Origin of the sequence: Aeromonas sp. 5HA1 (assembly GCF_029237245.1) — a bacterium.
Taxonomy (GTDB): domain Bacteria; phylum Pseudomonadota; class Gammaproteobacteria; order Enterobacterales; family Aeromonadaceae; genus Aeromonas; species Aeromonas salmonicida.
Window position 1 is genome coordinate 165217 of sequence record NZ_JAACFW010000004.1, and the last position, 21991, is coordinate 187207.

General features: G+C 57.8%; 18 protein-coding genes and 1 tRNA gene. 11 read left to right on the forward strand and 8 right to left on the reverse strand.

Annotated features, from left to right (window positions below; translation table 11 throughout):
• The first annotated feature begins 3 nt into the window (after positions 1-3).
• The 5 genes from GWQ27_RS05580 to GWQ27_RS05600 all read left to right on the forward strand — a co-directional run bounded on the left by GWQ27_RS05580 (position 4) and on the right by GWQ27_RS05600 (position 8688).
• Positions 4-3081, forward strand: a complete 3078-nt coding sequence (locus GWQ27_RS05580; RefSeq protein WP_275906882.1) for a beta-galactosidase — start codon at positions 4-6, stop codon at positions 3079-3081.
• Positions 3082-3315: 234 nt separating this feature from the next.
• A complete protein-coding gene (gene mglB, locus GWQ27_RS05585) occupies positions 3316-4302 on the forward strand; it encodes a galactose/glucose ABC transporter substrate-binding protein MglB (protein WP_005318413.1) in 987 nt (328 codons plus the stop codon).
• A gap of 53 nt (positions 4303-4355) precedes the next feature.
• Positions 4356-5876: a galactose/methyl galactoside ABC transporter ATP-binding protein MglA gene (gene mglA / locus GWQ27_RS05590; RefSeq protein ID WP_021141103.1), complete on the forward strand. Its 1521-nt coding sequence runs from the start codon at positions 4356-4358 to the stop codon at positions 5874-5876.
• A gap of 16 nt (positions 5877-5892) precedes the next feature.
• A complete protein-coding gene (gene mglC / locus GWQ27_RS05595) occupies positions 5893-6903 on the forward strand; it encodes a galactose/methyl galactoside ABC transporter permease MglC (RefSeq protein ID WP_219598008.1) in 1011 nt (336 codons plus the stop codon).
• A gap of 51 nt (positions 6904-6954) precedes the next feature.
• A complete protein-coding gene (locus GWQ27_RS05600) occupies positions 6955-8688 on the forward strand; it encodes a methyl-accepting chemotaxis protein (RefSeq protein ID WP_275906883.1) in 1734 nt (577 codons plus the stop codon).
• Between the two features lie 605 nt (positions 8689-9293).
• Here the strand turns inward: GWQ27_RS05600 and GWQ27_RS05605 are convergent.
• The 3 genes from GWQ27_RS05605 to GWQ27_RS05615 all read right to left on the reverse strand — a co-directional run bounded on the left by GWQ27_RS05605 (position 9294) and on the right by GWQ27_RS05615 (position 10587).
• Positions 9294-9662 carry a hypothetical protein gene (locus tag GWQ27_RS05605; protein WP_005318419.1) on the reverse strand — a complete coding sequence of 123 codons (369 nt, stop codon included), beginning with the start codon at positions 9660-9662 and terminating at the stop codon, positions 9294-9296.
• A 1-nt stretch (position 9663) separates the two neighbouring features.
• Positions 9664-10311: an AAA family ATPase gene (locus GWQ27_RS05610; protein ID WP_159167231.1), complete on the reverse strand. Its 648-nt coding sequence runs from the start codon at positions 10309-10311 to the stop codon at positions 9664-9666.
• A 99-nt stretch (positions 10312-10410) separates the two neighbouring features.
• Positions 10411-10587 carry a hypothetical protein gene (locus tag GWQ27_RS05615; protein WP_005318424.1) on the reverse strand — a complete coding sequence of 59 codons (177 nt, stop codon included), beginning with the start codon at positions 10585-10587 and terminating at the stop codon, positions 10411-10413.
• A 747-nt stretch (positions 10588-11334) separates the two neighbouring features.
• On the opposite strand from GWQ27_RS05615, the gene arcA reads away from it, so the two are divergent.
• From arcA to GWQ27_RS05635, 4 genes are all read left to right on the forward strand, one after another.
• Positions 11335-12555: an arginine deiminase gene (gene arcA / locus GWQ27_RS05620; RefSeq protein ID WP_058395113.1), complete on the forward strand. Its 1221-nt coding sequence runs from the start codon at positions 11335-11337 to the stop codon at positions 12553-12555.
• A 62-nt stretch (positions 12556-12617) separates the two neighbouring features.
• Entirely contained in the window at positions 12618-13544 is a 927-nt protein-coding gene (arcC, locus tag GWQ27_RS05625; RefSeq protein ID WP_005318428.1) for a carbamate kinase, read from the forward strand.
• A 102-nt stretch (positions 13545-13646) separates the two neighbouring features.
• Positions 13647-14651: an ornithine carbamoyltransferase gene (gene argF / locus GWQ27_RS05630; RefSeq protein ID WP_021140781.1), complete on the forward strand. Its 1005-nt coding sequence runs from the start codon at positions 13647-13649 to the stop codon at positions 14649-14651.
• A 122-nt stretch (positions 14652-14773) separates the two neighbouring features.
• Entirely contained in the window at positions 14774-16180 is a 1407-nt protein-coding gene (locus GWQ27_RS05635; protein ID WP_275906884.1) for a YfcC family protein, read from the forward strand.
• Between the two features lie 165 nt (positions 16181-16345).
• On the opposite strand, the gene GWQ27_RS05640 is transcribed toward GWQ27_RS05635, so the two are convergent.
• The 4 genes from GWQ27_RS05640 to GWQ27_RS05655 form a co-directional block, all read right to left on the reverse strand.
• Positions 16346-16837, reverse strand: a complete 492-nt coding sequence (locus tag GWQ27_RS05640) for an arginine repressor ArgR (protein WP_005318434.1) — start codon at positions 16835-16837, stop codon at positions 16346-16348.
• A 201-nt stretch (positions 16838-17038) separates the two neighbouring features.
• Positions 17039-17503, reverse strand: a complete 465-nt coding sequence (gene pyrI / locus GWQ27_RS05645; protein ID WP_005318436.1) for an aspartate carbamoyltransferase regulatory subunit — start codon at positions 17501-17503, stop codon at positions 17039-17041.
• 17 nt (positions 17504-17520) lie between these two features.
• Positions 17521-18441: an aspartate carbamoyltransferase gene (gene pyrB / locus GWQ27_RS05650; protein ID WP_275906885.1), complete on the reverse strand. Its 921-nt coding sequence runs from the start codon at positions 18439-18441 to the stop codon at positions 17521-17523.
• Between the two features lie 274 nt (positions 18442-18715).
• A complete protein-coding gene (locus GWQ27_RS05655; RefSeq protein WP_275906886.1) occupies positions 18716-19258 on the reverse strand; it encodes a hypothetical protein in 543 nt (180 codons plus the stop codon).
• Between the two features lie 201 nt (positions 19259-19459).
• Here GWQ27_RS05655 and GWQ27_RS05660 point away from each other — a divergent pair.
• Together GWQ27_RS05660 and GWQ27_RS05665 are read left to right on the forward strand one after the other, a co-directional pair.
• Positions 19460-19536, forward strand: a tRNA-Trp gene (locus GWQ27_RS05660).
• A 306-nt stretch (positions 19537-19842) separates the two neighbouring features.
• A complete protein-coding gene (locus GWQ27_RS05665) occupies positions 19843-21213 on the forward strand; it encodes a phosphatidylserine decarboxylase family protein (protein WP_275906887.1) in 1371 nt (456 codons plus the stop codon).
• Positions 21214-21267: 54 nt separating this feature from the next.
• Here the strand turns inward: GWQ27_RS05665 and GWQ27_RS05670 are convergent, their stop codons facing one another.
• On the reverse strand, positions 21268-21786 hold the full coding sequence (locus GWQ27_RS05670) for a class IV adenylate cyclase (RefSeq protein ID WP_059111823.1): 519 nt from the start codon (positions 21784-21786) through the stop codon (positions 21268-21270).
• Between the last annotated feature and the right edge of the window lie 205 nt (positions 21787-21991).

Sequence of the window (21991 nt, forward strand, 5' to 3'; positions counted from 1 at the left end):
AAGATGCTCAGGGAGATAGTGGCCCGTCAGGATTGGCAGACCCAGGCGATTACATCGGTGAATCGTCTGGCGGCTCATACCCCCTTGTTCAGCTGGCGCAGTGAGGCGGATGCCCGTACCGCTCTCGCCTCACCGTCACGGTTGCTGCTGGATGGCGAATGGCGTTTCTCCTTCTTCGAGGCACCGGAGTTTGTACCTGAGCAGTGGCTAGAGCAGGATCTGGCGGATGCCTGTGCCATCTCTGTGCCCGGCAACTGGCAGCTGGATGCCGCCTATCCGGCGTCGCGTCCCGCCACTGACGGTCCCATCTACACCAATATCAAGTATCCCTTCCCCTGTAACCCGCCCCGGGTACCAGCAGACAATCCGACCGGCTGTTACTCCCGCGAGTTCGAGTTGCCCGCCGACTGGCTGGCCAGCGGCCAGACCCGCATCATCTTCGACGGGGTGGACAGCGCCTTCTACCTGTTCTGCAACGGCCGCTGGATCGGTTATTCCCAGGACAGCCGGCTGCCTGCCGAATTCGATCTGAGCCCATGCCTCAATGCCGGTCGCAACCGGTTGGCGGTGCTGGTGCTGCGCTGGTCTGATGGCTCCTATCTGGAAGATCAGGACATGTGGCGCCTCGGCGGGATTTTCCGTTCCGTCAGCCTGCTGCACAAACCCGAGCGCCATCTGATGGATGTGCGGCTGACACCCGTGCTGGATGCCTGTTATCGGGATGCTCGCCTCAAGGTGGAGTTGCAAGTCAATGAGGGCGCCGGGCTGGCGGTGGAGGCCAAGCTCTATTTCGGTGAGACGCTGATCGCCGACCGGCGCCAGCTGTTGGGCACAGGCGCCATCGACGAGAAGGGCGCTTACACAGACAGGGCCGAGCTATGGCTGGAGGTAGCGGCGCCGCACAAGTGGAGCGCCGAGACGCCCCACCTTTATCGACTGACCCTGACCCTGCTGGATGAACAGGGCGAGTCCATCGAGAGCGAGGCCCATGACGTGGGCTTCCGGGCGGTGGAGATCCGTGACGGTCTGCTGCGGGTCAATGGCCAGCCTCTGCTCATTCGCGGCGCCAATCGTCATGAACACGATCCCGCCTTGGGCCATGTGGTGACCCCTGCCGCCATGGAGCAGGATCTGCGGTTGATGAAACAACACAACTTCAACGCGGTGCGCTGCTCCCACTACCCCAATCATCCTGACTTTTATCGCCTGTGCGATCGGCTCGGTCTCTACGTGGTGGACGAGGCGAACCTGGAGACCCACGGCATGGTGCCCATGGGGCGACTGGCGCAGGATCCCGCCTGGAGTGGCGCGTTTCTGGAGCGGGTCACCCGCATGGTGGCGCGCGACTTCAACCACCCTTCCATCATCATCTGGTCACTGGGCAACGAATCCGGCTATGGCCCTGCCCACGACGCCATGTATGGCTGGCTCAAACGCAGTGATCCGAGTCGTCCGGTCCAGTACGAAGGGGGCGGGGCAGACACGGCCGCTACCGACATCATCTGCCCCATGTATGCCCGTACCCATCAGGATCAACCCTTCCCGGCCGTGCCCAAGTGGGCGCTGGCCAAGTGGATCGGCCTGCCGGGCGAGACCCGGCCACTCATCCTGTGTGAATACGCCCATGCCATGGGCAACAGTCTGGGGGGCTTTGCCCACTACTGGCAGGCGTTTCGCGATCATCCCAGGCTGCAGGGCGGCTTCGTGTGGGATTGGGTGGATCAGGGGCTCGACAAGCAGACCGGCGATGGCCGCCACTATTGGGCTTACGGCGGTGACTTCGGCGACCAGCCCAACGATCGCCAGTTCTGCTGCAACGGCCTGCTGTTTCCGGACAGGACGCCCCATCCCGCCCTGTTCGAGGCAAAGCGTGCCCAGCAATTTTTCGAGCTGATATTGCTGAGCCAGCATCCCCTGGTGGTGGGGATCGACAGTGAATACCTGTTCCGTACCACGGATAACGAATTGCTGCGCTGGCGACTGTGCGAGAACGGCGTTGTCGTGCAGCAGGGGGAATGCCCACTCACACTCGCGCCTCGGGCCAGTGTGGCGCTGACCTTGCTGGATACGCTGCCAGCCTTTGCGGCAGGCTCCCTCGCCTGGCTGGAGCTGGCCATAGTGCAACCCGCAGCTACGGCCTGGGCCGAGCCGGATCATGAGGTGGCGCACCAGCAATTTATGCTGCCAACGCCCATGGCGATTCCGGCGGCGTTTAACCCTGCCGCGATAAGCGAGCAGCCGGATCACTGGCTTGTCTGCGCGGCTGGCAGCGAGTGGCAACTGGACAAAAGCAGCGGCCGCATCCGCAGTTGGCAGAAACATGGCCGCGAGCGGCTGCGGGAGGCCATTGCCGATCACTTCTATCGCGCGCCGCTGGACAACGACATAGGCACCAGCGAAGCGAATCACGCCGATCCCGACGCCTGGATTGCCCGTTGGGAAAGGGCAGGGCTCAACCATCTGCAGCATCGCTGTCTCGGGTTGGAGGTCAATGCTCATCAGGGCTGTGTGGTGGTCACCCACGGTTACTTCGTCAACGAGGCGCTCAAGCTATCGACCCGCTGGCAGCACAGCTTTGGCGCCGACGGTGCCATGGGACTCACCATCAGGGTGGAGGTCGCCGCAGACATGCCATCGCTGCCCCGCATCGGTGCTAGGCTCTGGCTGGATGAAGGAGTGAACCATGAGTTCAATGAGGTGAGCTGGCTGGGCCGCGGCCCCCATGAGAACTATCCGGATCGCCTGCTTGGCGCAGATCTCGGTTGCTGGCAGTTGCCTCTGACGGCTCTGCACACCCCTTATGTGTTCCCGACCGACAACGGACTGCGTTGTGAGACCCGCCAACTGTTGCTGGGGGACCTGACGTTCGAAGGGCAGTTCCACTTCAGCGTCAGTCGCTACAGTCAGCAGCAGTTGACCCTGGCGCGCCATCAGACCGATCTGGTGGCGCAGGGAGGCCTGCACCTCTGTCTCGATGGTTTTCATATGGGGGTGGGTGGCGATGACTCCTGGAGCCAGAGCGTGCGACCGGAATATTGGTTGCAGCCAGGGAGCTACTATTGGAACTGTGTTCTACGCTGAATCTGACCTGCTCATAGGTAGCGAAAAGGCACGTTCAGGTCCCCATCAAGCGGGGTTAACTTCAACACCATGATTTTTAATGAATTTATTGCTATGTAACAGAGTGTAAGCGTTTTCATTTTGTTGCCATGATCACAGACCTATATACAACAAACTGATTACATTAGGCTGGCGCCAGTTCAATTGGTGTACAGCATTCCCTACAAAAACAGATAGAGAGATCGGAGCATAACAATGAAAAAAATCACGACAGTTGCCGCCGTACTGATGAGCCTGATGGCAGGGGCCACTGCCCATGCCGAAACCCGTTTGGGGGTTACCGTCTACAAGTACGACGACAACTTTATGGCTGTGGTACGCAAGGCCATCGAGAAGGAAGCAGCGGCAAACCCGGGTGTGGAGCTGCTGATGAATGACTCCCAGAATGACCAGTCCAAGCAGAACGATCAGATCGACGTGCTGCTGGCCAAGGGCGTGAAGGCCCTGGCGATCAACCTGGTTGACCCGGCGGCTGCCCCTGTCGTGATTGAGAAGGCCCGTGGCGAAGATATTCCGGTCGTCTTCTACAACAAGGAGCCGAGCACTGCCGATCTGGCCAGCTATGAGAAGGCTTACTACGTGGGTACCGACTCCAAGGAGTCAGGCATCATTCAGGGTCAGCTGATCGCCAAACACTGGAAAGCTCATCCCGAGTGGGATCTGAACAAGGATGGCGTCATCCAGTTCGTGCTGCTCAAGGGCGAGCCGGGCCACCCGGATGCCGAAGCCCGCACCTCCTACGTCGTCAAGACCCTGAACGATGGCGGTCTCAAGACGGAGCAGCTGCACATGGATACAGGTATGTGGGATACCGCCATGGCCAAGGACAAGATGGATGCCTGGATCTCCGGCCCCAACGCCAACAAGATTGAAGTGGTCATTGCCAACAATGACGGCATGGCAATGGGCGCCGTCGAGTCACTGAAAGCCCAGGGCAAGACCGCCATTCCGGTGTTCGGCGTCGATGCGCTGCCCGAGGCGCTGGCCATGGTCAAGAGCGGTGCCATGGCGGGCACCGTGCTGAACGATGCAGCCAACCAGGCCAAAGCCACCTTCGAGCTGACCAAGAATCTGGCTGAAGGCAAGCCGGCCGGTGAAGGTACCCAGTGGACTATCGTCGACAAGGTCGTACGTGTTGCCTACGTGGGTGTGGATAAAGACAACCTGTCTCAATTCGAGTAACTCCCTCCTCCAGGGCAAGGGAGATCCCCTTGCCCTTTTTTCAACCAGATGTGATGGCTGATATGACAACACAGCAACAATCAGAATGGCTGTTGGAGATGATTGACGTCAGTAAAAGCTTTCCCGGCGTCAAGGCACTCGATAATGTCAATTTACGGGTCCGTCCTCATTCTGTGCATGCGTTGATGGGCGAGAACGGGGCAGGGAAATCCACGCTGCTCAAGTGCCTGTTCGGCATCTATGAAAAGGATCAGGGCAAGATTTTCTTCAAGGGGCAGGAGGTCAATTTCACCTCCTCCAAAGAGGCGCTGGAAAATGGCGTCTCCATGGTGCATCAGGAACTCAACCTGGTATTGCAGCGCACCGTGATGGACAACATGTGGCTAGGTCGCTATCCCACCAAGGGCTGGTTTGTCGACCACGGCAAGATGTATGACGATACCAAGCGCATCTTTGACGAGCTGGATATCGATATCGATCCCAAGGTCAAAGTGGGCACGCTCTCCGTGTCCCAGATGCAGATGATCGAGATCGCCAAGGCATTCTCCTATGACGCCAAGATCGTCATCATGGACGAACCTACCTCCTCCCTGACCGAGAAAGAGGTAAACCACCTCTTCAAGATCATCAACAAGCTGAAAGAGAAGGGCTGCGGCATCGTCTATATCTCCCACAAGATGGAAGAGATCTTCCAGCTGTGTGACGAGATCACCATATTGCGGGATGGCCAGTGGGTGGCAACCCAGCCGCTCAAGGGCATGACCATGGATCAGATCATCGGCATGATGGTCGGTCGCGAGCTGACCCAGCGCTTCCCGGAAAAAACCAATCAGCCCAAAGAGGTGATCCTCGAAGTCGAACATCTGACGGCCAAAAACCAGCCCTCCATCCAGGACGTGACCTTCAACCTGCACAAGGGGGAGATCCTCGGCATCGCCGGGCTGGTGGGGGCCAAGCGCACCGACATAGTAGAAACCCTGTTCGGTATTCGCGATCACAGTGCGGGTGCCATCAAGCTGCACGGCAAGGTAGTGGCGAATCATACGGCGCATGAGGCCATCTTGAACGGTTTCGCCCTGGTGACGGAAGAGCGCCGCTCCACCGGCATCTATTCGCGCCTTGATATCGCCTTCAACTCCCTGATCGCCAACATGGACAGCTACAAGGGCTCCATGGGACTGCTCAGCAACAACAAGATGAAGAGCGACACCCAGTGGGTCATCGACGCCATGCGGGTCAAGACGCCGACCCAGCAGACGCAGATCGGTTCCCTCTCCGGTGGCAACCAGCAGAAGGTCATTATCGGCCGCTGGCTGCTGACCCAGCCGGAAATCCTGATGCTGGATGAACCGACCCGCGGCATCGACGTGGGGGCCAAGTTCGAGATCTACCAGCTCATTTTGGAGCTGGCGAAGAAGGACAAGGGCATCATCATCATCTCGTCTGAAATGCCCGAGCTGCTCGGGATCACCGACCGCATCATGGTGATGAGCAATGGTCGGGTCGCCGGGATCGTCAACACCAAAGAAACTGACCAGAGCGAGATACTGCGCCTGGCATCTCTGTACCTCTAGAGACAGGAAGACATTTATGGAGTCGGCTAAAAATTTCAATCTGATGCAGGCGCTCAAGGAAAACGCCATCTACTTGGTGTTGCTGGTGCTGCTCATGGTCATAGTGAGCCAGGAGCCCTCCTTCCTGAGCCTCACCAACTTCAGCAATATCCTTACCCAGTCCTCGGTGCGGGTCATCATAGCGCTGGGGGTGGCGGGCATTATCATCACCCAGGGGACGGATCTGTCGGCCGGTCGTCAGGTCGGTCTGGCGGCGCTGATCGCGGCGACCATGTTGCAGGCGCTGACCAACGTCAACAAGGTGTTTCCCAGCCTGGGGGAAGTGCCCATCCCCGTGGTGATCCTGCTGGTGTGTGCCGTGGGTGCGTTGATCGGGCTGGTTAACGGTCTGATCGTGGCCTATCTGAACGTCACCCCGTTCATTACCACCCTGGGGACCATGATCATCGTTTACGGCATCAACTCCCTCTACTTTGACTCCGTGGGTGCCTCGCCGGTGGCCGGTTTTGACCCCCGCTTCTCGAGTTTCGCGCAGGGCTTTATCCGGATAGGGGGGTTCAAGCTTTCGTATCTCACCTTCTATGCGGCCATCGCCAGCGTCTTTGTCTGGGTGCTGTGGAACAAGACCCGCTTTGGCAAAAACATCTTCGCCATCGGTGGCAACCCGGAAGCGGCCAAGGTGTCCGGCGTCAATGTGGCGGTCAACCTGGTGATGATCTATGCACTGGCCGGTGTCTTCTACGCCTTTGGCGGCATGTTGGAAGCGGGCCGTGTAGGCAGTGCCACCAACAACCTGGGCTTCATGTACGAGCTGGATGCCATCGCAGCCTGCGTGGTGGGTGGGGTTTCGTTCGCCGGTGGTGTGGGGACGGTTGCCGGCGTGATCACAGGGGTGCTCATCTTCACCCTGATCAACTACGGCCTGACCTATATTGGAGTCAGCCCTTACTGGCAGTTCATCATCAAGGGCGGCATCATCATACTGGCGGTGGCTCTGGACTCCATGAAGTACGCCAAGAAGAAATAACAATTGGCAGGGAGGGTTGGCATTGCCGGCCCTCCCTTCTGGAGGGAACCCATGCCATTCAAGGTCAAGATTTACCTCTTGCTGCTATTGGCCATTCTGGTCACCATCGGCACCGCCTGGTTCAGTGTGAATCACTTCATCAGTGGTTACATTCGAACCCAGTCCACCCAGAACATCAATGAACAGATAGTGCTCGTCAAAGAGAAGCTGGCGGGAGACATCAATCAGAAAATCCTGCTGGCGGCCAACCTCAACTTCGGCGTGACCAACGTCAAGAAGACTCTGGAAGAGACCGGATTTCACAACATCGTCAAGGTGATCGGCGACATGGCGTTCGACGTGGGCGGTGTCATCAACGATGCGGCCAAGGTGGATGCCCTGCGCAAGCTGATCCCCGAAGCCAACAACCAGATCACCATCAGCCCGTTACAACAGGTGGATGGCAAGCCGGTCATGACCATACTGGTGCCGCGCGGTGCCGATTCTGCCTACCTTTATTACCTCGATATGAGCGAGTTCAAGCATCTGCTGGAGAAAGTGAGCGGGGAAGGGCGCTACTTCTCCCTTGCTGACGGTCAGGGCAATGTGCTCTACAGCAGCAAGCCGCAGGGAGAGAGCGAGTCTCGCCCCAATCAGCTGGATATTCGTGGCAGCAGCTGGACCCTGACCGGTTATGTCGATCTCGACTATATCCGCGCCATGACCCAGGCACTCAACGGCAAGATTGTCATGGCCCTGCTGGCGGTGGCTGTCCTGGTGCTGGTGCTGGCCATGCTGGCGCTCAATGTGGCCTATCGTCCCATCCTCTCGTTGCGGGATCTGGTGCTGGAGCTTTCTCGCGGCAGCGGCGACCTGACCCGCCGACTGGCGGTGACGAGCAAGGATGACCTGGGCCAGATCTCGGCCGGCATCAACCGCTTCATCGAGCGTCTGCAGGAGATGATGAGAGAGGTGCAGGGGGCGAGTGGACAGCTCAATACCGGCATCGAAGGATTGGCCACCCAGACCGGTGCCGCTCAATCCTTGCTGGCGGATCATGTGCGCGAGACCGAACAGGTGGTGACGGCCATCAACGAGATGAGTCGCACTGCGGTTTCCGTCTCGGAGAGTGCCGCCAGCACGGCCCAGCTCACCGGTCAGAGCCAGCAGCTGGCGGATCAATCCCGTCAGGTAGTCGATCAGGCCATGGCCAGCGTGATGGCGCTGGTGGACGAGGTGGCGGCGACGGCGCGATCCATCGAAGCCATGCAGCAGGATGTGCAGCAGATTGGTTCAGTGCTTGGGGTAATTGGCAGCATTGCCGAGCAAACCAACCTGTTGGCGCTCAACGCTGCCATAGAGGCGGCTCGCGCCGGTGAACAGGGACGGGGTTTTGCGGTGGTGGCGGACGAGGTGCGCTCGCTGGCTGCCCGCACCCAGAAGAGCACGGCCGAAATCCAGACCATGCTGGCCAGCTTGCAGCGGGGCACCCAGACAGTGGTGGATGCCATGAGCAACACCAAGCAGAGTTGTCAGGGAGCTGCCGAGAACACCACCAAGGTAAACGAGTCGCTGGACTTGATGGCGGGTGAAGTGGTGGAGATCAACGATCTCATCAGCCACATTGCCACGGCTGCCGAGCAGCAGAGCGCGGTAGCGGAAGAGATCAATCGCAACATGAGTGCCATCGCAGAGGTGATCCGTCAGCTGACCAGCAACGGGGAAGAGACGGTGGCAAGCTCGGCGTCGATGCAGAAGACTTATGATCGGCTGGGAGAAATCGTGGGGCACTTCCGACTGGCGTAATAGCGCTATGGTGTGGCCGAGGTAAAAAAGGCCAAAAAGATGGGGGCGACTTGCGTCGCCCCCGATAGTCTTATCGCTCATATCCTTGAACGAAGTTGCTCCCTGCAATCCCTGACTATACCTCTTCCTTTAGGTTTCCCCTTCCCAATCCTTTGGGGTGTCCTTTAGCCATCATGGCCTGACGAGTCATCCTTTCCCGTCGCACTTTCTCCGTCCCGGGAGGTGTCCTTTACCACATCCTGTGGTGAGTCCATTTGCCCAACCCTGGCAGCCAGTCTTCCCGACCGACTTCATTGCGTCCGTGCAGGAGTAACTATAAGGATTTCAGGAGGGACGACAACGGCAGTGTGAAAAACGTTTTTACCGATCTGGTTACGAAGGAAACCTTTATGGTTTTTTTGTTTTTAAAATCATTATGTTAATAATTTTTTGTTCAGGTTTTTCGATCCTGTCTTCCGACTATCGCGGGGTCTTTTCAGGCGCCTGGCTTACGCAGTAAATGGCGAATGTCTCACACTCCATTTAACTCGGGTTCAGGAAGTGGAGAGGGAGTCACAACAGGGGCGCGGGGGGATGAGAATGGCTGTCTGTTAATACGGTAAGATTCAGTTGTGCTCTTGCAGCCGCTCATAGATGGTTTGGCGCTCTTCCGGGCTAAGAGAGGAGAAGTAGTGGGTGAACAGGCGCAACAGCAGGGATTTGTTCATGCCGTCCTGCTGGGTCAGATTGCCCAGCTCGTCGATGGCCGCCGTACTCAGGGAGAAAGTTGCCTTTTTATAGCTGGGTTTCAGGTGTTCGCCACGCTCGATAAAGGCGAGCGCCGTCAGGGCTTCATCCCGATGCAGGCTCAGCTCAAGACTGACTACTTTGGGTTTGCCCTTGGCGTAGAAATCCGCATCCTCGATAAACTCGTCTATGGTGAATTTCTTCTGATGATGCAGATTGTGCTTCTTCTTCAGGTCGGCAAGGCCCATTTCACACCTCCAGCTCCAAAAACTCTTTGGCGATGGTCCGGATCTCTTCGGCCGACTTGCCATCTGGCTCGATCTCCATGACGGAGAGCCCCTTCTCTTCGCTGTCGTCATAGACGTTGCGGCTGTAGGTGATGGCGTTCAGTACATCGACCCCAAACGAGGAGCAGACCTCCTTGGCCTCCAGAATGCGTTTTACCTGGTTGGGCAGAGCAGGGCACTGGGTCAGTACAACGGCAGCCTTGAGGGTGGGATTGACCATCTTGCAGGTGGTGATGAGGTCTTCCATGTGCGGCAACGTCTTGAGGTCGCGGCGCTTGGGTCTCAGCGGGATCAGGGCATGGGTGGCCACCGCCATGGTGGAGCGCAGAGCCCGGTTATCCTGACCACCGCAGTCGACGATGACGTAGTCGTAGCGGTTCTTCAGGCTGAGCAGGTCGTTGCGAATGTTGCCGTAGAGCTGCACGCAGTTGATTTGTGGCAGCTCCGGGTTGTCATTGCGCTCCTGGATCCAGTCGGAGGTGGTGCGCTGGGGGTCACAATCGACCAATAACACTTCGCCATGAAACCGGGTTCTGAGGTCGACTGCCAGATTCTGAGCCAGGCAACTCTTGCCGCTCCCACCCTTCTCACCACCGACCAGCAGGATCATGACAGTCCCCTATCCCTATGAAAAATAGCTGCCTTGAGTATAGGAGGGGGTTGATGCATGACAAGCCAGGAGGAGCCGGGCTCCTCCTGGCTTTCACACTCAGTAGTGCTGACGACCTCCGTACCACTGACACACATACTCGGGGACCAGCATCTGGGGGGCCTTGTCCACATGGCAGACCACCATGGGGATGGCAGGGGCGCCTTGCGCGCTGACCAGGGACGGTGTTGCGGGCAGAACCAGGGCGGCAAGCAGAAACAGGGACTTGATCTTCATGACTATCTCCTTGGTGACAGAACAGGGCGTGATCCGGATCACTTTCTGAGTTAAGTCGAGTCGGCCTGTGACGCAAGGTTGCGAAATAAATTCAACTAATGAAAAAAGTTTGAAAAGAGGGTGTGGCAGGGTCGGTGAAAAATGCATGACCAAGATGCTGGTTTTGTGCATATCCATATAAAAGGTATGTCACTGACAGCTTGCGGCACAGGCCTGTGCTGGCGGGTCTGGCACAATGCCATGATCTGGGACAAGAAGAGGATTATTCAGCGAGCGATCCGGTTATGACTATTTATCTTGGTCTCCCTCCTTTTAAAATCAGTGAAGAATTCATTTTTTTGAATATTAAATTCAATAGATTAGGAATCTCTCTTTATGTGTATGAAAAACAAGTTTTTTTGTTTTGGTTTGTTTTGCGCTGTCGAGATTTAAAATGAATGAAATAAGCTGAAATATGAAATTAAAGTGTAGGAAATTGCTTATTCAAGCGGTTCTCTTGAATGGGAGATTGTCAGTTCTGTTATGCTCGTCAAAGAATAAACTGTGGTTTTATTCAGTTCTGGCTGAATGTGATCAATGTCCAAGTTTGGCGTGATTTGCAGGTCTAACCTCGGTCTCGAAAGGCAAGGGCAGGATAGAACACAAGCTGAGTACCCTACATAAAGAATATCCCGCCTTAGCCACGAGCATGAATAGAAGGAATCTATTCAATCACTCGCAGGGACCACTGCTAGACGGAATATAATCATGAGCAAATTTTATGTAGGTTCTGAAGTTGGCCAATTGCGCCGCGTCATGCTGCACCGCCCCAACCTCAGTCTGAAGCGTCTGACCCCCTCCAACTGCCAGGATCTGCTGTTCGACGATGTCCTGTCCGTTGAGCGTGCCGGTCAGGAGCACGACAAATTCGCTCAGGTACTGCGCGATCAGAATGTCGAAGTTTTCCTGCTGACCAACCTGTTGGCTGAAACCCTGGATGTACCGGAAGCCAAAACCTGGCTGTTGCAACATCAGGTCTCCGATTATCGTCTCGGCTCTTCTCTTGCCAATGACGTGCGTTGCTTCCTGGCGGACATGCCGCACCGTGAGCTGGCCCGCATCCTCTCCGGCGGCCTGACCTACTCCGAGATGCCTTACAGTGGCGTCAACATGGTCGTCGGCATGCACGCTCCGACCGATTTCATCATTGAACCTCTGCCGAACCATCTCTTTACCCGGGACACCTCCTGCTGGGTTTACGGTGGCGTCTCCATCAACCCCATGGCCAAGGCCGCCCGTCGCCGTGAAACCAACCATGTGAAGGCCATCTACCGCTGGCACCCGCAGTTCGCCGGTCAGGACTTCATCAAGTACTTCGGTGATGAGGATCATGACTATGACAACTCCACCATCGAAGGGGGAGATGTGCTGGTGATCGGTCGTGGCTCCGTGCTCATCGGCATGTCCGAGCGCACCACGCCGCAAGGGGTCGAGCACCTGGCTCGCAGCCTGTTCAAACACGGTCAGGCCAAACAGGTCATCGCCATGCAACTGCCGAAACACCGCAGCTGCATGCACCTGGATACCGTCATGACCCACATGGATATAGATACCTTCTCCGTCTATCCGGAAGTCATCCGCAAGGACGTGAACTGCTGGAGCTTGACTCCGGGCGGTGCCACCGGCATGAACATCAAGGAAGAGGGTTACTTTGTTTCCGCCATTGAAAAAGCGCTGGGCGTGGATCAGCTCAAGCTCATCACCACGGGTGGTGACAGCTTCGAAGCCGAACGCGAACAGTGGAACGATGCCAACAACGTGCTGACAGTGCGTCCTGGCGTGGTGGTGGGGTATGAGCGCAACACCTACACCAACGAGAAATATGACAAGGCCGGCATCACAGTTCTTTCCATTCCGGGTGAAGAACTGGGTCGTGGCCGCGGCGGCGCCCGCTGCATGAGCTGCCCGATGGAACGTGACGGCATCTGACAAGACGGCGTGGCGCCGGCAGAGGCTGGCGCCACACATACCAAGATTCGAGATCAACACTCATGAAAAAACCAACTGTCGTCGTCGCCCTGGGTGGCAATGCCCTGCTCCGTCGTGGCGAGCCCCTTGAGGCGGATATCCAGCGCAAGAATATCGCCACCGCCGCCAAGACCATCGCCCTGATAGCTCAGGAGTACAACGTGGTGCTGGTGCACGGCAACGGCCCGCAAGTCGGCCTGCTTGCCTTGCAAAACAGCGCCTATACCAAGGTGTCTCCCTATCCCCTGGATGTGCTGGGCGCCGAGTCCCAGGGCATGATCGGCTACATGCTGATCCAGGAGCTCAAAAACCTGATGCCGAGCCGCAACGTGACCGCGCTGCTGACTCAGGTGCAGGTTGACCCCAAGGATCCGGCATTTGCCAATCCGACCAAGTTTATCGGCCCCGTCTATGAGGAAGCGGAAGCCCGCGCCCTGGCTGAAGAGAAGCGCTGGGTCGTCAAGGCTGACGGCAAGTTCTTCCGCCGCGTGGTGCCGTCACCGCTGCCCCAGCGCATCGTCGAAGGCGATGCCATCGAAACCCTGATTGCACAAGGACACCTCATCATCTGTACCGGTGGTGGTGGCATTCCCGTGACCTGGGATGGCAAGTGCCTGACCGGTATTGAAGCCGTCATCGATAAGGACATGTCTGCCGCCTACCTGGCCAAGCAGATCAAGGCCGACGCCCTGCTGATCCTGACCGATGCCGATGCCGTCTACCTGGATTGGGGCAAGCCGACCCAGCATCCGCTGCGAGTCACCAGCCCGGATGAACTGGCTGGCGTCAAGTTCGATGCCGGCTCCATGGGGCCCAAGGTTGAGGCGTCCTGTGAATTTGTCAAAGCGACCGGCGGCATGGTCGGGATCGGCTCGCTGGAAGATGGCCTGGCCATCCTCAAGGGAGAGGCCGGCACCAATATCATCGCCACTCGCACCGTGGGTGTGTAGCCAATAGCGCACCCGAATGTGACTCGAACAAATTTGAACTGTGAATGCGTAGCCAACACTACTGCCTATTTGGTCTGAACAAATATAGAGAGAGAACTCATCATGGCTTTTAATCTGCGTAACCGTAACTTCCTGAAACTGCTGGACTTCACCCCACGCGAAATCCAATACATGATCGACTTGGCCATCGACCTGAAAAAAGCCAAATACGGTGGCTATGAGCGCAAACACCTGACCGGCAAGAACATCGCCCTGATCTTCGAGAAGACCTCCACCCGCACCCGCTGTGCGTTTGAAGTGGCGGCCTTCGACCAGGGCGCGCAAGTCTCTTACCTCGGCCCAAGCGGTTCCCAAATCGGTCACAAGGAGTCCATGAAGGACACCGCCCGTGTACTGGGGCGCATGTATGACGGCATCGAATATCGTGGCTACGGCCAAGAGATCGTGGAAGAGCTGGGCGCTTATGCCGGTGTCCCGGTCTGGAACGGCCTGACCAACGAATTCCACCCGACCCAGATCCTGGCCGACTTCATGACCATGCTGGAGCACGGCAAGGGCAAACGTCTGGATCAAATCAAGTTCGCCTACCTGGGTGATGCCCGCAACAACATGGGCAACTCCCTGATGGTCGGTGCCGCCAAGATGGGTATGGATATCCGCCTGGTTGCCCCCAAAGCCTTCTGGCCGGAAGAGGATCTGGTTGCCAAGTGCCGCCTGATCGCCGAAGAGACAGGCGCTCGCATCACCCTGACCGAAGATGTGAAAGAGGGTGTGCTGGGCACCGACTTCCTCTACACCGACGTCTGGGTATCCATGGGTGAAGCAAAAGAAGCCTGGGATCAAAGGGTGAAACTGATGACCCCGTATCAGATCAACATGGACGTCATCAACGCCACCAAGAACCCGGATGTGAAGTTCATGCACTGCCTGCCGGCGTTCCACAACGATGAAACCACCATGGGCAAGGAAGTGGCTGACAAATATGGGATGAAAGGTCTGGAAGTGACCGAGGACGTGTTCGAATCAGAGCACAGTATCGTGTTTGACGAGGCCGAAAACCGGATGCACACCATCAAGGCAGTGATGGTTGCTACGCTGGGCGACTAAGGTCGCAGTAGTGGTGCCGGGGGGTAACCCCCGGCTTTTCGACCATGTGACGGCGGCATAATACCTCTAACCCTACAACCCGCAGCTTGCATGGATACCACACCACAGAAGGAAGCTGGACCATGACCAAATTCAAGTTCCCGTCAGCCTACACGATACTGTTTGTGCTGATCGCCTTGGTGGCCGCCCTGAGCTGGGTAGTGCCAGCCGGCAAATACGACATGATCATGAACGATGCCCTCGGCAAGGAAGTGCCGGTGGCCGGAACCTACAAGCTGGTAGAGGGGAATCCCCAGGGGATAGTCGACGTGCTGCTGGCGCCTATCGATGGTCTCTACAACCATGACACTTATGAGGCCGGCGCCATTGACGTCTCCCTCTTCATCCTTATCATCGGTGGTTTTCTTGGCATTGTGACCAAGACGGGTGCCATTGATGCCGGGATCGAGCGCGTTACCGATCGGCTGCGTGGCCGTGAAGAGTGGATGATCCCGATCCTGATGGCGCTGTTCGCCGCAGGGGGCACCATCTACGGCATGGCCGAAGAGTCGCTTCCCTTCTACACCTTGCTGGTGCCCGTGATGATGGCCGCCCGCTTCGACCCTGTGGTGGCTGCGGCAACCGTGTTGCTGGGTGCCGGTATCGGTACTCTGGGTTCTACCATCAACCCGTTTGCGACCGTAATCGCTGCCAACGCGGCGGGCATCTCCTTCACCGACGGCATCTGGTTGCGTGTCGCCATGCTGGTGGCCGGCTGGCTGCTGTGCGTGGCTTATGTGATGCGTTATGCCAAGATGGTGCGCAACGACCCCAGCAAATCCCTGGTGGCTGACAAGTGGGAAGAGAACCGTGCCCACTTCCTTGGCAACAAGAGCGACCAGATGCTGGAGTTCACTCTGACTCGCAAGATAGTGCTGGGTATCTTCGTCGCCGCCTTCGCCGTGATGATCTACGGTGTGGCCGTTCTCGGCTGGTGGATGGCGCAGATCTCCGGCGTCTTCCTGGCCGCTGCCATCATAGTCGGTGTCATCTCCCGCATGAGCGAAGAGGAGCTGACCACCAACTTCATCGACGGTGCCCGCGACTTGCTCGGTGTGGCCCTGATCATAGGTATCGCTCGCGGTATCGTGGTGGTGATGGACAACGGCATGATCACTCACACCATTTTGCACAGCGCAGAAGGGATAGTGACCGGTCTCTCCACAGTGGTGTTCATCAACGTCATGTTCGTGCTGGAAGTGGTGCTCTCCTTCCTGGTGCCGTCCTCCTCCGGTCTGGCCGTGCTGACCATGCCTATCATGGCGCCGCTGGCCGACTTCGCCAACGTGGGTCGCGAGCTGGTGGTGACCGCTTATCAGTCTGCCTCCGGTCTGGTGAACCTGGTGACCCCGACCTCCGCCGTCGTCATGGGCGGTCTGGCCATCGCCAAGGTGCCTTATGTGCGCTGGCTGAAGTGGGTGGCTCCGCTGCTCGGTATCCTGACCGTGCTGATCGTAGCCTGCCTGAGCCTGGGTGCCGTGCTGGCATAACAGGTGAAAGACGACATGAAACGGGAGCCAGTGGCTCCCGTTTTTTATGGCCGAGAAACAAGACAGGACGGGGAATCCGGTGCTCCTCTTACATTAGCCCGCAATCAGGTGGGCAAGACAACAAAAAGGCGACCTGGGTCGCCTTGCTGCATTCAGGGGAGGAGCTCAGCGGGCCTGCTCCAGGGTGCGCACCACGGCGGCGTGGGCCTGACGGGTACGGCTGATATGGCGCGGGGCGACCAGCACAACATCGTTGCCGGCGACGGCGCCCATGATCTCGGGATTGGCGTTGCGATCCAGCAGACGGGCCACTACGGTGGCGGCGCCCGGTGTGGTGTGGATCAGCACCATCTGCTGGTTGTGCACCACTTCGCGCACCATGTCGTGAATGGAGCGGGTGCTGCCGGCGGGTTCCAGCTGATCGTCCACTAGCGTGTAGACCTTCTTGCCGTTGGCATTCTGGGCCTTGGCCACGCCGAGGCGACGCAACAGACGGGAGATGGTGGACTGGCTGATGTCGGCAAAGCCGCGCATCGACAGCTCGCGGCGGATCTCTTCCTGGGTGCTGTAGCAGTGCTGGCCGATGATCTGGCGACAGGCATCCAGCTGGGCCAGATCGGGCTCTTGTTCAACGGGACGACTGAGGGTTTTGACCACGGCGATTTCCTTTGACGGTGACCGGAGGCTATCGCTCGATATCTGCCATCAATGCCTTTTTATAGCTAAAAATTCTGATGGTAAGACGTGAGGCAGGGAATCAACGATGTTTAGCCTTTATAGGATGGCAAATTATAGCTAAACGGAGAATCTGTGATGTGACAGGGGTCAAAAATGGGCCCCATGGGGCCCACTTGGCTATCAATAACGTTCGCTGACGATGTCCTGGGTGAAGGACTTCTCGCAGTATTTGCACTTCATGCGTACCACGCCCTTCACCTCGCGCACCCGGAAGTAGCTGTCGACCGGCTCGTTGTGGGAGATGCAGTTGGAGTTGGGGCAGTGGAACACACCGGTGATGAACTCAGGCAGTTCCAGCTGATGCTTCTTCACCACGGCGAAGTCTTCGATGATGTTGACGGTCGCCTTGGGGGCGAACAGGGCCAGCTGGTTGGCCTGTTCCGCGGTCAGGCGGGTGTTCTCTATCTTGATGAGATCCTTCTTGCCCAGCGCACCGGATTTGAGGTTGAAACCGACGGTGATCCGCTCCTGAGTCTCGATCAGCTGGAACAGCTTGAGGATCTTGATGCCCTGGCCGGCGGGGACGTGGTCGATGACGGAGCCGTGACGGATGGCTTCGACTTGCAGTTGATTCTTCTCGGACATGATGTTCCCCTTTTCCCTTAGACGGTTTCGTTCAGTACCAGAGCCAGCAGTGCCTGGCGCGCGTAGACCCCGTTTTCCGCCTGCTGGAAGTAGTAGGCGTGAGGCGTCTTGTCGACCGCCACATCGATCTCGTCGACGCGGGGCAGGGGGTGCAGGATCTTCATGGTGGGCTTGGCCCCTTCCAGGGTCGCCAGCTCCAGCACGAACTTGGCGGCCATGTGTTTGTATTCGGTCTCGTCGAAGCGTTCTTTCTGGACCCGGGTCATGTAGAGGATGTCGAGCTCAGGCATCACCTCTTCCATGGTCTCGTGCACGCTGAACTGGATGCCTTTCTCTTCCAGCTCTTCGCACAGGTAGTCCGGCATCGCCAGCGCTTCCGGGGAGATGAAGAAGAAGCGGCAGTTGAACAGGCTCAGGGCCTGGGCCAGGGAGTGAACTGTACGGCCGTATTTCAGGTCACCCACGAAGGCCACGTTGAGGCCGTCCAGCTTGCCTTGCGTCTCATGGATGGAGAAGAGGTCGAGCAGGGTCTGGGTCGGATGCTGGTTGGAACCGTCACCACCGTTGATGACAGGCACGCGGGAGAACTCGGAGGCGAGGCGGGCGGCACCCTCTTTCGGGTGACGCATCACCACGGCATCCGAGTAGGAGCCGATGATCTTGATGGAGTCGGCCAGGGTCTCGCCCTTCTTGGCGCTGGTGTTGCCACCGTCGGCGAAGCCGATGATGTTGCCACCCAGGCGCTGAACCGCGGTCTCGAACGAGAGGCGGGTGCGGGTGGACGCTTCGAAGAAGCAGCTGGCAATCAGCTTGTCTTTCAACAGGCGGGTGTCGGGCTCGGCCTTCAACCGCTGTGCGGTTGCGACCACCAGTTCCATATCGGGCCGGGTCAGGTCCGAAATGGAGATGACATGTTTCTTATAGAGTGGATTGGTCATCGTCTGCATTCCCTTTGACATCAATGAAGGTTTTTCGGGCACAAAAAAAAGCCCCTGAAACAGGGGCCTTTTTTAAAAATAACTGGGGATCTGTGGGGCGGGAACCGGAAACAACGGGGCCGCTCTGGTGCGCACCACCCGTCTGCAAGGCTGTTTTCCGAATCAAAAACTGCATCGTCTTGTCCCGACCTTTTTCAAAATCGGACAGATTATAGGGCCGGTTTTTGAATTGTCAAAAATTTATTTCAAAGGCAGGATTTGCATAGGAAAACGTTTAAGTGCCGTGAACGGGTCGGCAAACCCACACGCTGTGTTCTGTTTGCAGGGGGTGTTGATCTTCGGCCATGGAACGCAGATAGGCGAGTCTGTGATGTCCTTCCAGCAGGCAATAGGGTTGTGGCAGCGGCTGCCCGTCCGGGTAACGGCTATCCGGCGCCGTGGCCAGCACTATGATGGGCTCTGACCAGGTGCCTTGCGTCAGCATGTAGTCGCCGAGCCAGGAGCGACGTACGTAGCGGTTGTGGCGCAGCATCTCGCCCCAGCGCTCGATCACCTCCATATGACGGGAGCCGGTCTGGGCGATGATCCGCTCGGTGGGCCACTGCTCGCACTCAAACTGGTGACGGGCGAGATCGATAAAGCTCCAGTTGGACTCAAAACCGCGCCAATGACGATAAATCCATTGAGAAAGCACGCTGTGGGGAATGAAGGGGACCTGCGAGGCAACCCGGTCGAGATAGTCGGGCAGGGACTCCGTCTTGCGCTCATCCCTGAAGTTGAGCGGCGCCAGTTGTTGGAGCAATCGGTAATTGAGCATGAACAGCCTCCCTGAACCAATCTTCACCCTACCCCCATTTATGCGGCTTTCCTACCCTGACAAGGCTGTAAATACAGCAAGTTACCCAGTGATGCTGCGCAAATTAATGCAAGTTGCTCGTCATTTGTGCAATCGCATCGAAAGTGAGAAAAAAGCCTTTACCTTTGAACCCGGCTTTGTATAATTCGCCTCGTTTGTTGCAGGGGCGTAGTTCCAATTGGTAGAACAGCGGTCTCCAAAACCGATGGTTGCGGGTTCGAGTCCTGCCGCCCCTGCCATTTTCAGAAAAGCCAGCTCATTGAGCTGGCTTTTCGCATTTCTGCGTTCCCGGTTTTGTTCCCCTGGTTCCCTCTCTCTTCCCTGTGTTGCGGTCGTTTCGCGGCAGTTGTCTCGCTTCACATTCAACGCCTGCCTTGACCGCTAGTCGCTATTGCACCAATCCGCCCTGTCGTTTCTGGCAATCGTGCTTCATGGCTCCCTGTGCTACACAAGACGGGCGGTGCCATTGCGCCTTGATGGCACTCAGATAGCCAATGCTCAAGCCGTGGATTGTGGGCGTGAACATCACTTGCGGAGATAGACTCATGAACGAGGCAGTTGAAACCCGACTGAACAAGTCTCGCCCCGGTGGCTGGGTACCCCGGGACAGTGCCCATATAGCTCGCTGGATCCGGCGGATGAAGCACTATGTCGCCAACCAGCCGGGTGAGCTGGTGCCCCCCATCGCCGAGCTGCGGGATCTGGTCAATGCCGATCCCTGGTTGCACGCCCAGGCAGAAGCCATGTTCAAGGAGGCCTGGCGTCACAAGCATCTGACCCCGCTCGGCCAGGTCGAGGTGCGATCCTTCGAGGAGTTTCTGGGGCTGCTCAACGGCATCATGACCACGGCACCAGAGGCATATCAGGATATTCCGACGCACGAACCCTCCGGCCTTATCGGTTTTCCCATCAATGCCCTGCTCGACTGGCCCATGGCGACCCAATTCGGTTATCACTTCTTTGCCAACGCCCTGATCAATCAGCAGTTCAAGAAAATCCTCGATTACTGGGCGCTGTTTCTGCAAAGCCCGGCCTCACGCTATGTGCTGAATGAGCCGGTCAGCAAGCTGGATAAAGAGACTCTGGTGGTGCCCTGGCTCGGCAAGGCGGCCAAGAGCGAAATGGTCAAGGTGGCCTGCGGGGCCCTGGGGGAAGGGACAAATCCGACACCTGGCAGCTTTGAGCAGATTTTCCAATGTGACCCGTCGGCCGAGTATCACGGTTTCAGTTGCTGGGATGACTTTTTCACCCGCACCTTCCGTCCCGATGTGCGACCTGTTTCGGCACCTGAGGATGACAACGTCATCGTCAACGCCTGCGAATCGGCGCCGCTGCAGGTGAAGAAAGGGGTGAGCCGCAGCGATCAGTTCTGGCTCAAGGGACAGCCCTATTCCCTGGACAACATGCTCGATTTCGACGATCTGGCGCCCCGCTTCGATGGCGGCACCGTCTATCAGGCCTTCCTCAGTGCGCTCAGCTATCACCGCTGGCACAGCCCGGTGAGCGGTACCATCCGCAAGGTGCGCGTGGTCAACGGCACCTACTATCTGGAGAACCAGTTCGAGGGCTTTGTCGACCCGCAGGGGGCGGACCCCAGCGCGCCCAACAACTCGCAGCCCTTCCTTACCTCGGTGGCAACCCGGGCGCTGATCTTCATCGAAGCAGACAACCCCAAAATCGGGCTGATGTGCGTGGTGCCTGTGGGCATGGCTGAGGTGTCGAGCTGCGATGTTACCGTGAGGGCGGGGGACAGGGTGAAGAAGGGGGATCCGCTCGGTATGTTCCACTTCGGCGGCTCGACCCACTGTCTGGTGTTCCGCCCCGGGGTCAAGCTGGAGTTCGAGTTTTACGGTCAAACTCCGAGCCTGGATGCTGGCAACATGAGGCTCAACACCGCCATCGCCCGAGTGAAGTAAGGGTCACTTAATGGAAACAGGCCGCCTGCGGGCGGCCTGTTTGTTATCGCAAGGTCAGGCCAGCGTCTTTGCCAACAAGTCCATGTAGGCACCCTCGATCAACTGGGAGGGCTCCACACCAAGGTGCGCCATAATGTCGTGAGCCTCCTGTATCCCTGCCTCGAGCAGTTCGTCATCCTCCAACACTACTTCTAGCTCGAGAAAGTGACCGAGCCCCTCGACCAGATCGAGATGGATCCGTGTTCTGCCGGCTAGAAAGAGGGTGCGCGTCTTGCGCACCCTACCGATCTGGCCACAGGCCAGGCTGAGGGTTTCGCGGAGGCTGTCCGGTTCGCTCGTTGGAGTGACGTGATAGAAGCTCTCCTTGGGACCTTGCCGATTTGCACGGCGGTAGAAGATGAGCTGGCCGGCAGAGGGCGATAGGGTGCGCAGTTTGAGGCGGCCTGACTCGCAGCGAAAGAAAGTATCATCCTGTGCTATCTCGATGGGACCCTGATTGGCGATGGCGGCTGCCTTGGGGAGGAGTGTGTCGATCCGTGCGATCTTGGCCTTGATCTCTATGTTTCGGGGCATGGAATAAGGGTCTCCTTAAGCGCAATGGGTCTACCAACCTACCACAGATTGAGCTTGCCGGGGCCGGCAACATGAGGCTCAACACCGCCATCGCTCGGGTACGCTAGGTAGGCGCGTGTGACGGGATACAAGACGGGCCGCCTCTCAAGGCGGCCTTTTTACATTGGTCGGGGTTGCACCGGCAGTGGATCAAGAGGGAAAGGAT

Bases quoted from the DNA above. Each gene is read 5' to 3' on its own strand.
- GWQ27_RS05580 (WP_275906882.1), top strand. From the start codon at position 4: ATGCTCAGGGAGATAGTGGCCCGTCAGGATTGGCAGACCCAGGCGATT.
- mglB (WP_005318413.1), top strand. From the start codon at position 3,316: ATGAAAAAAATCACGACAGTTGCCGCCGTACTGATGAGCCTGATGGCA.
- mglA (WP_021141103.1), top strand. From the start codon at position 4,356: ATGGCTGATATGACAACACAGCAACAATCAGAATGGCTGTTGGAGATG.
- mglC (WP_219598008.1), top strand. From the start codon at position 5,893: ATGGAGTCGGCTAAAAATTTCAATCTGATGCAGGCGCTCAAGGAAAAC.
- GWQ27_RS05600 (WP_275906883.1), top strand. From the start codon at position 6,955: ATGCCATTCAAGGTCAAGATTTACCTCTTGCTGCTATTGGCCATTCTG.
- GWQ27_RS05605 (WP_005318419.1), bottom strand. From the start codon at position 9,662: ATGGGCCTTGCCGACCTGAAGAAGAAGCACAATCTGCATCATCAGAAG.
- GWQ27_RS05610 (WP_159167231.1), bottom strand. From the start codon at position 10,311: ATGATCCTGCTGGTCGGTGGTGAGAAGGGTGGGAGCGGCAAGAGTTGC.
- GWQ27_RS05615 (WP_005318424.1), bottom strand. From the start codon at position 10,587: ATGAAGATCAAGTCCCTGTTTCTGCTTGCCGCCCTGGTTCTGCCCGCA.
- arcA (WP_058395113.1), top strand. From the start codon at position 11,335: ATGAGCAAATTTTATGTAGGTTCTGAAGTTGGCCAATTGCGCCGCGTC.
- arcC (WP_005318428.1), top strand. From the start codon at position 12,618: ATGAAAAAACCAACTGTCGTCGTCGCCCTGGGTGGCAATGCCCTGCTC.
- argF (WP_021140781.1), top strand. From the start codon at position 13,647: ATGGCTTTTAATCTGCGTAACCGTAACTTCCTGAAACTGCTGGACTTC.
- GWQ27_RS05635 (WP_275906884.1), top strand. From the start codon at position 14,774: ATGACCAAATTCAAGTTCCCGTCAGCCTACACGATACTGTTTGTGCTG.
- pyrI (WP_005318436.1), bottom strand. From the start codon at position 17,503: ATGTCCGAGAAGAATCAACTGCAAGTCGAAGCCATCCGTCACGGCTCC.
- pyrB (WP_275906885.1), bottom strand. From the start codon at position 18,441: ATGACCAATCCACTCTATAAGAAACATGTCATCTCCATTTCGGACCTG.
- GWQ27_RS05655 (WP_275906886.1), bottom strand. From the start codon at position 19,258: ATGCTCAATTACCGATTGCTCCAACAACTGGCGCCGCTCAACTTCAGG.
- GWQ27_RS05665 (WP_275906887.1), top strand. From the start codon at position 19,843: ATGAACGAGGCAGTTGAAACCCGACTGAACAAGTCTCGCCCCGGTGGC.
- GWQ27_RS05670 (WP_059111823.1), bottom strand. From the start codon at position 21,786: ATGCCCCGAAACATAGAGATCAAGGCCAAGATCGCACGGATCGACACA.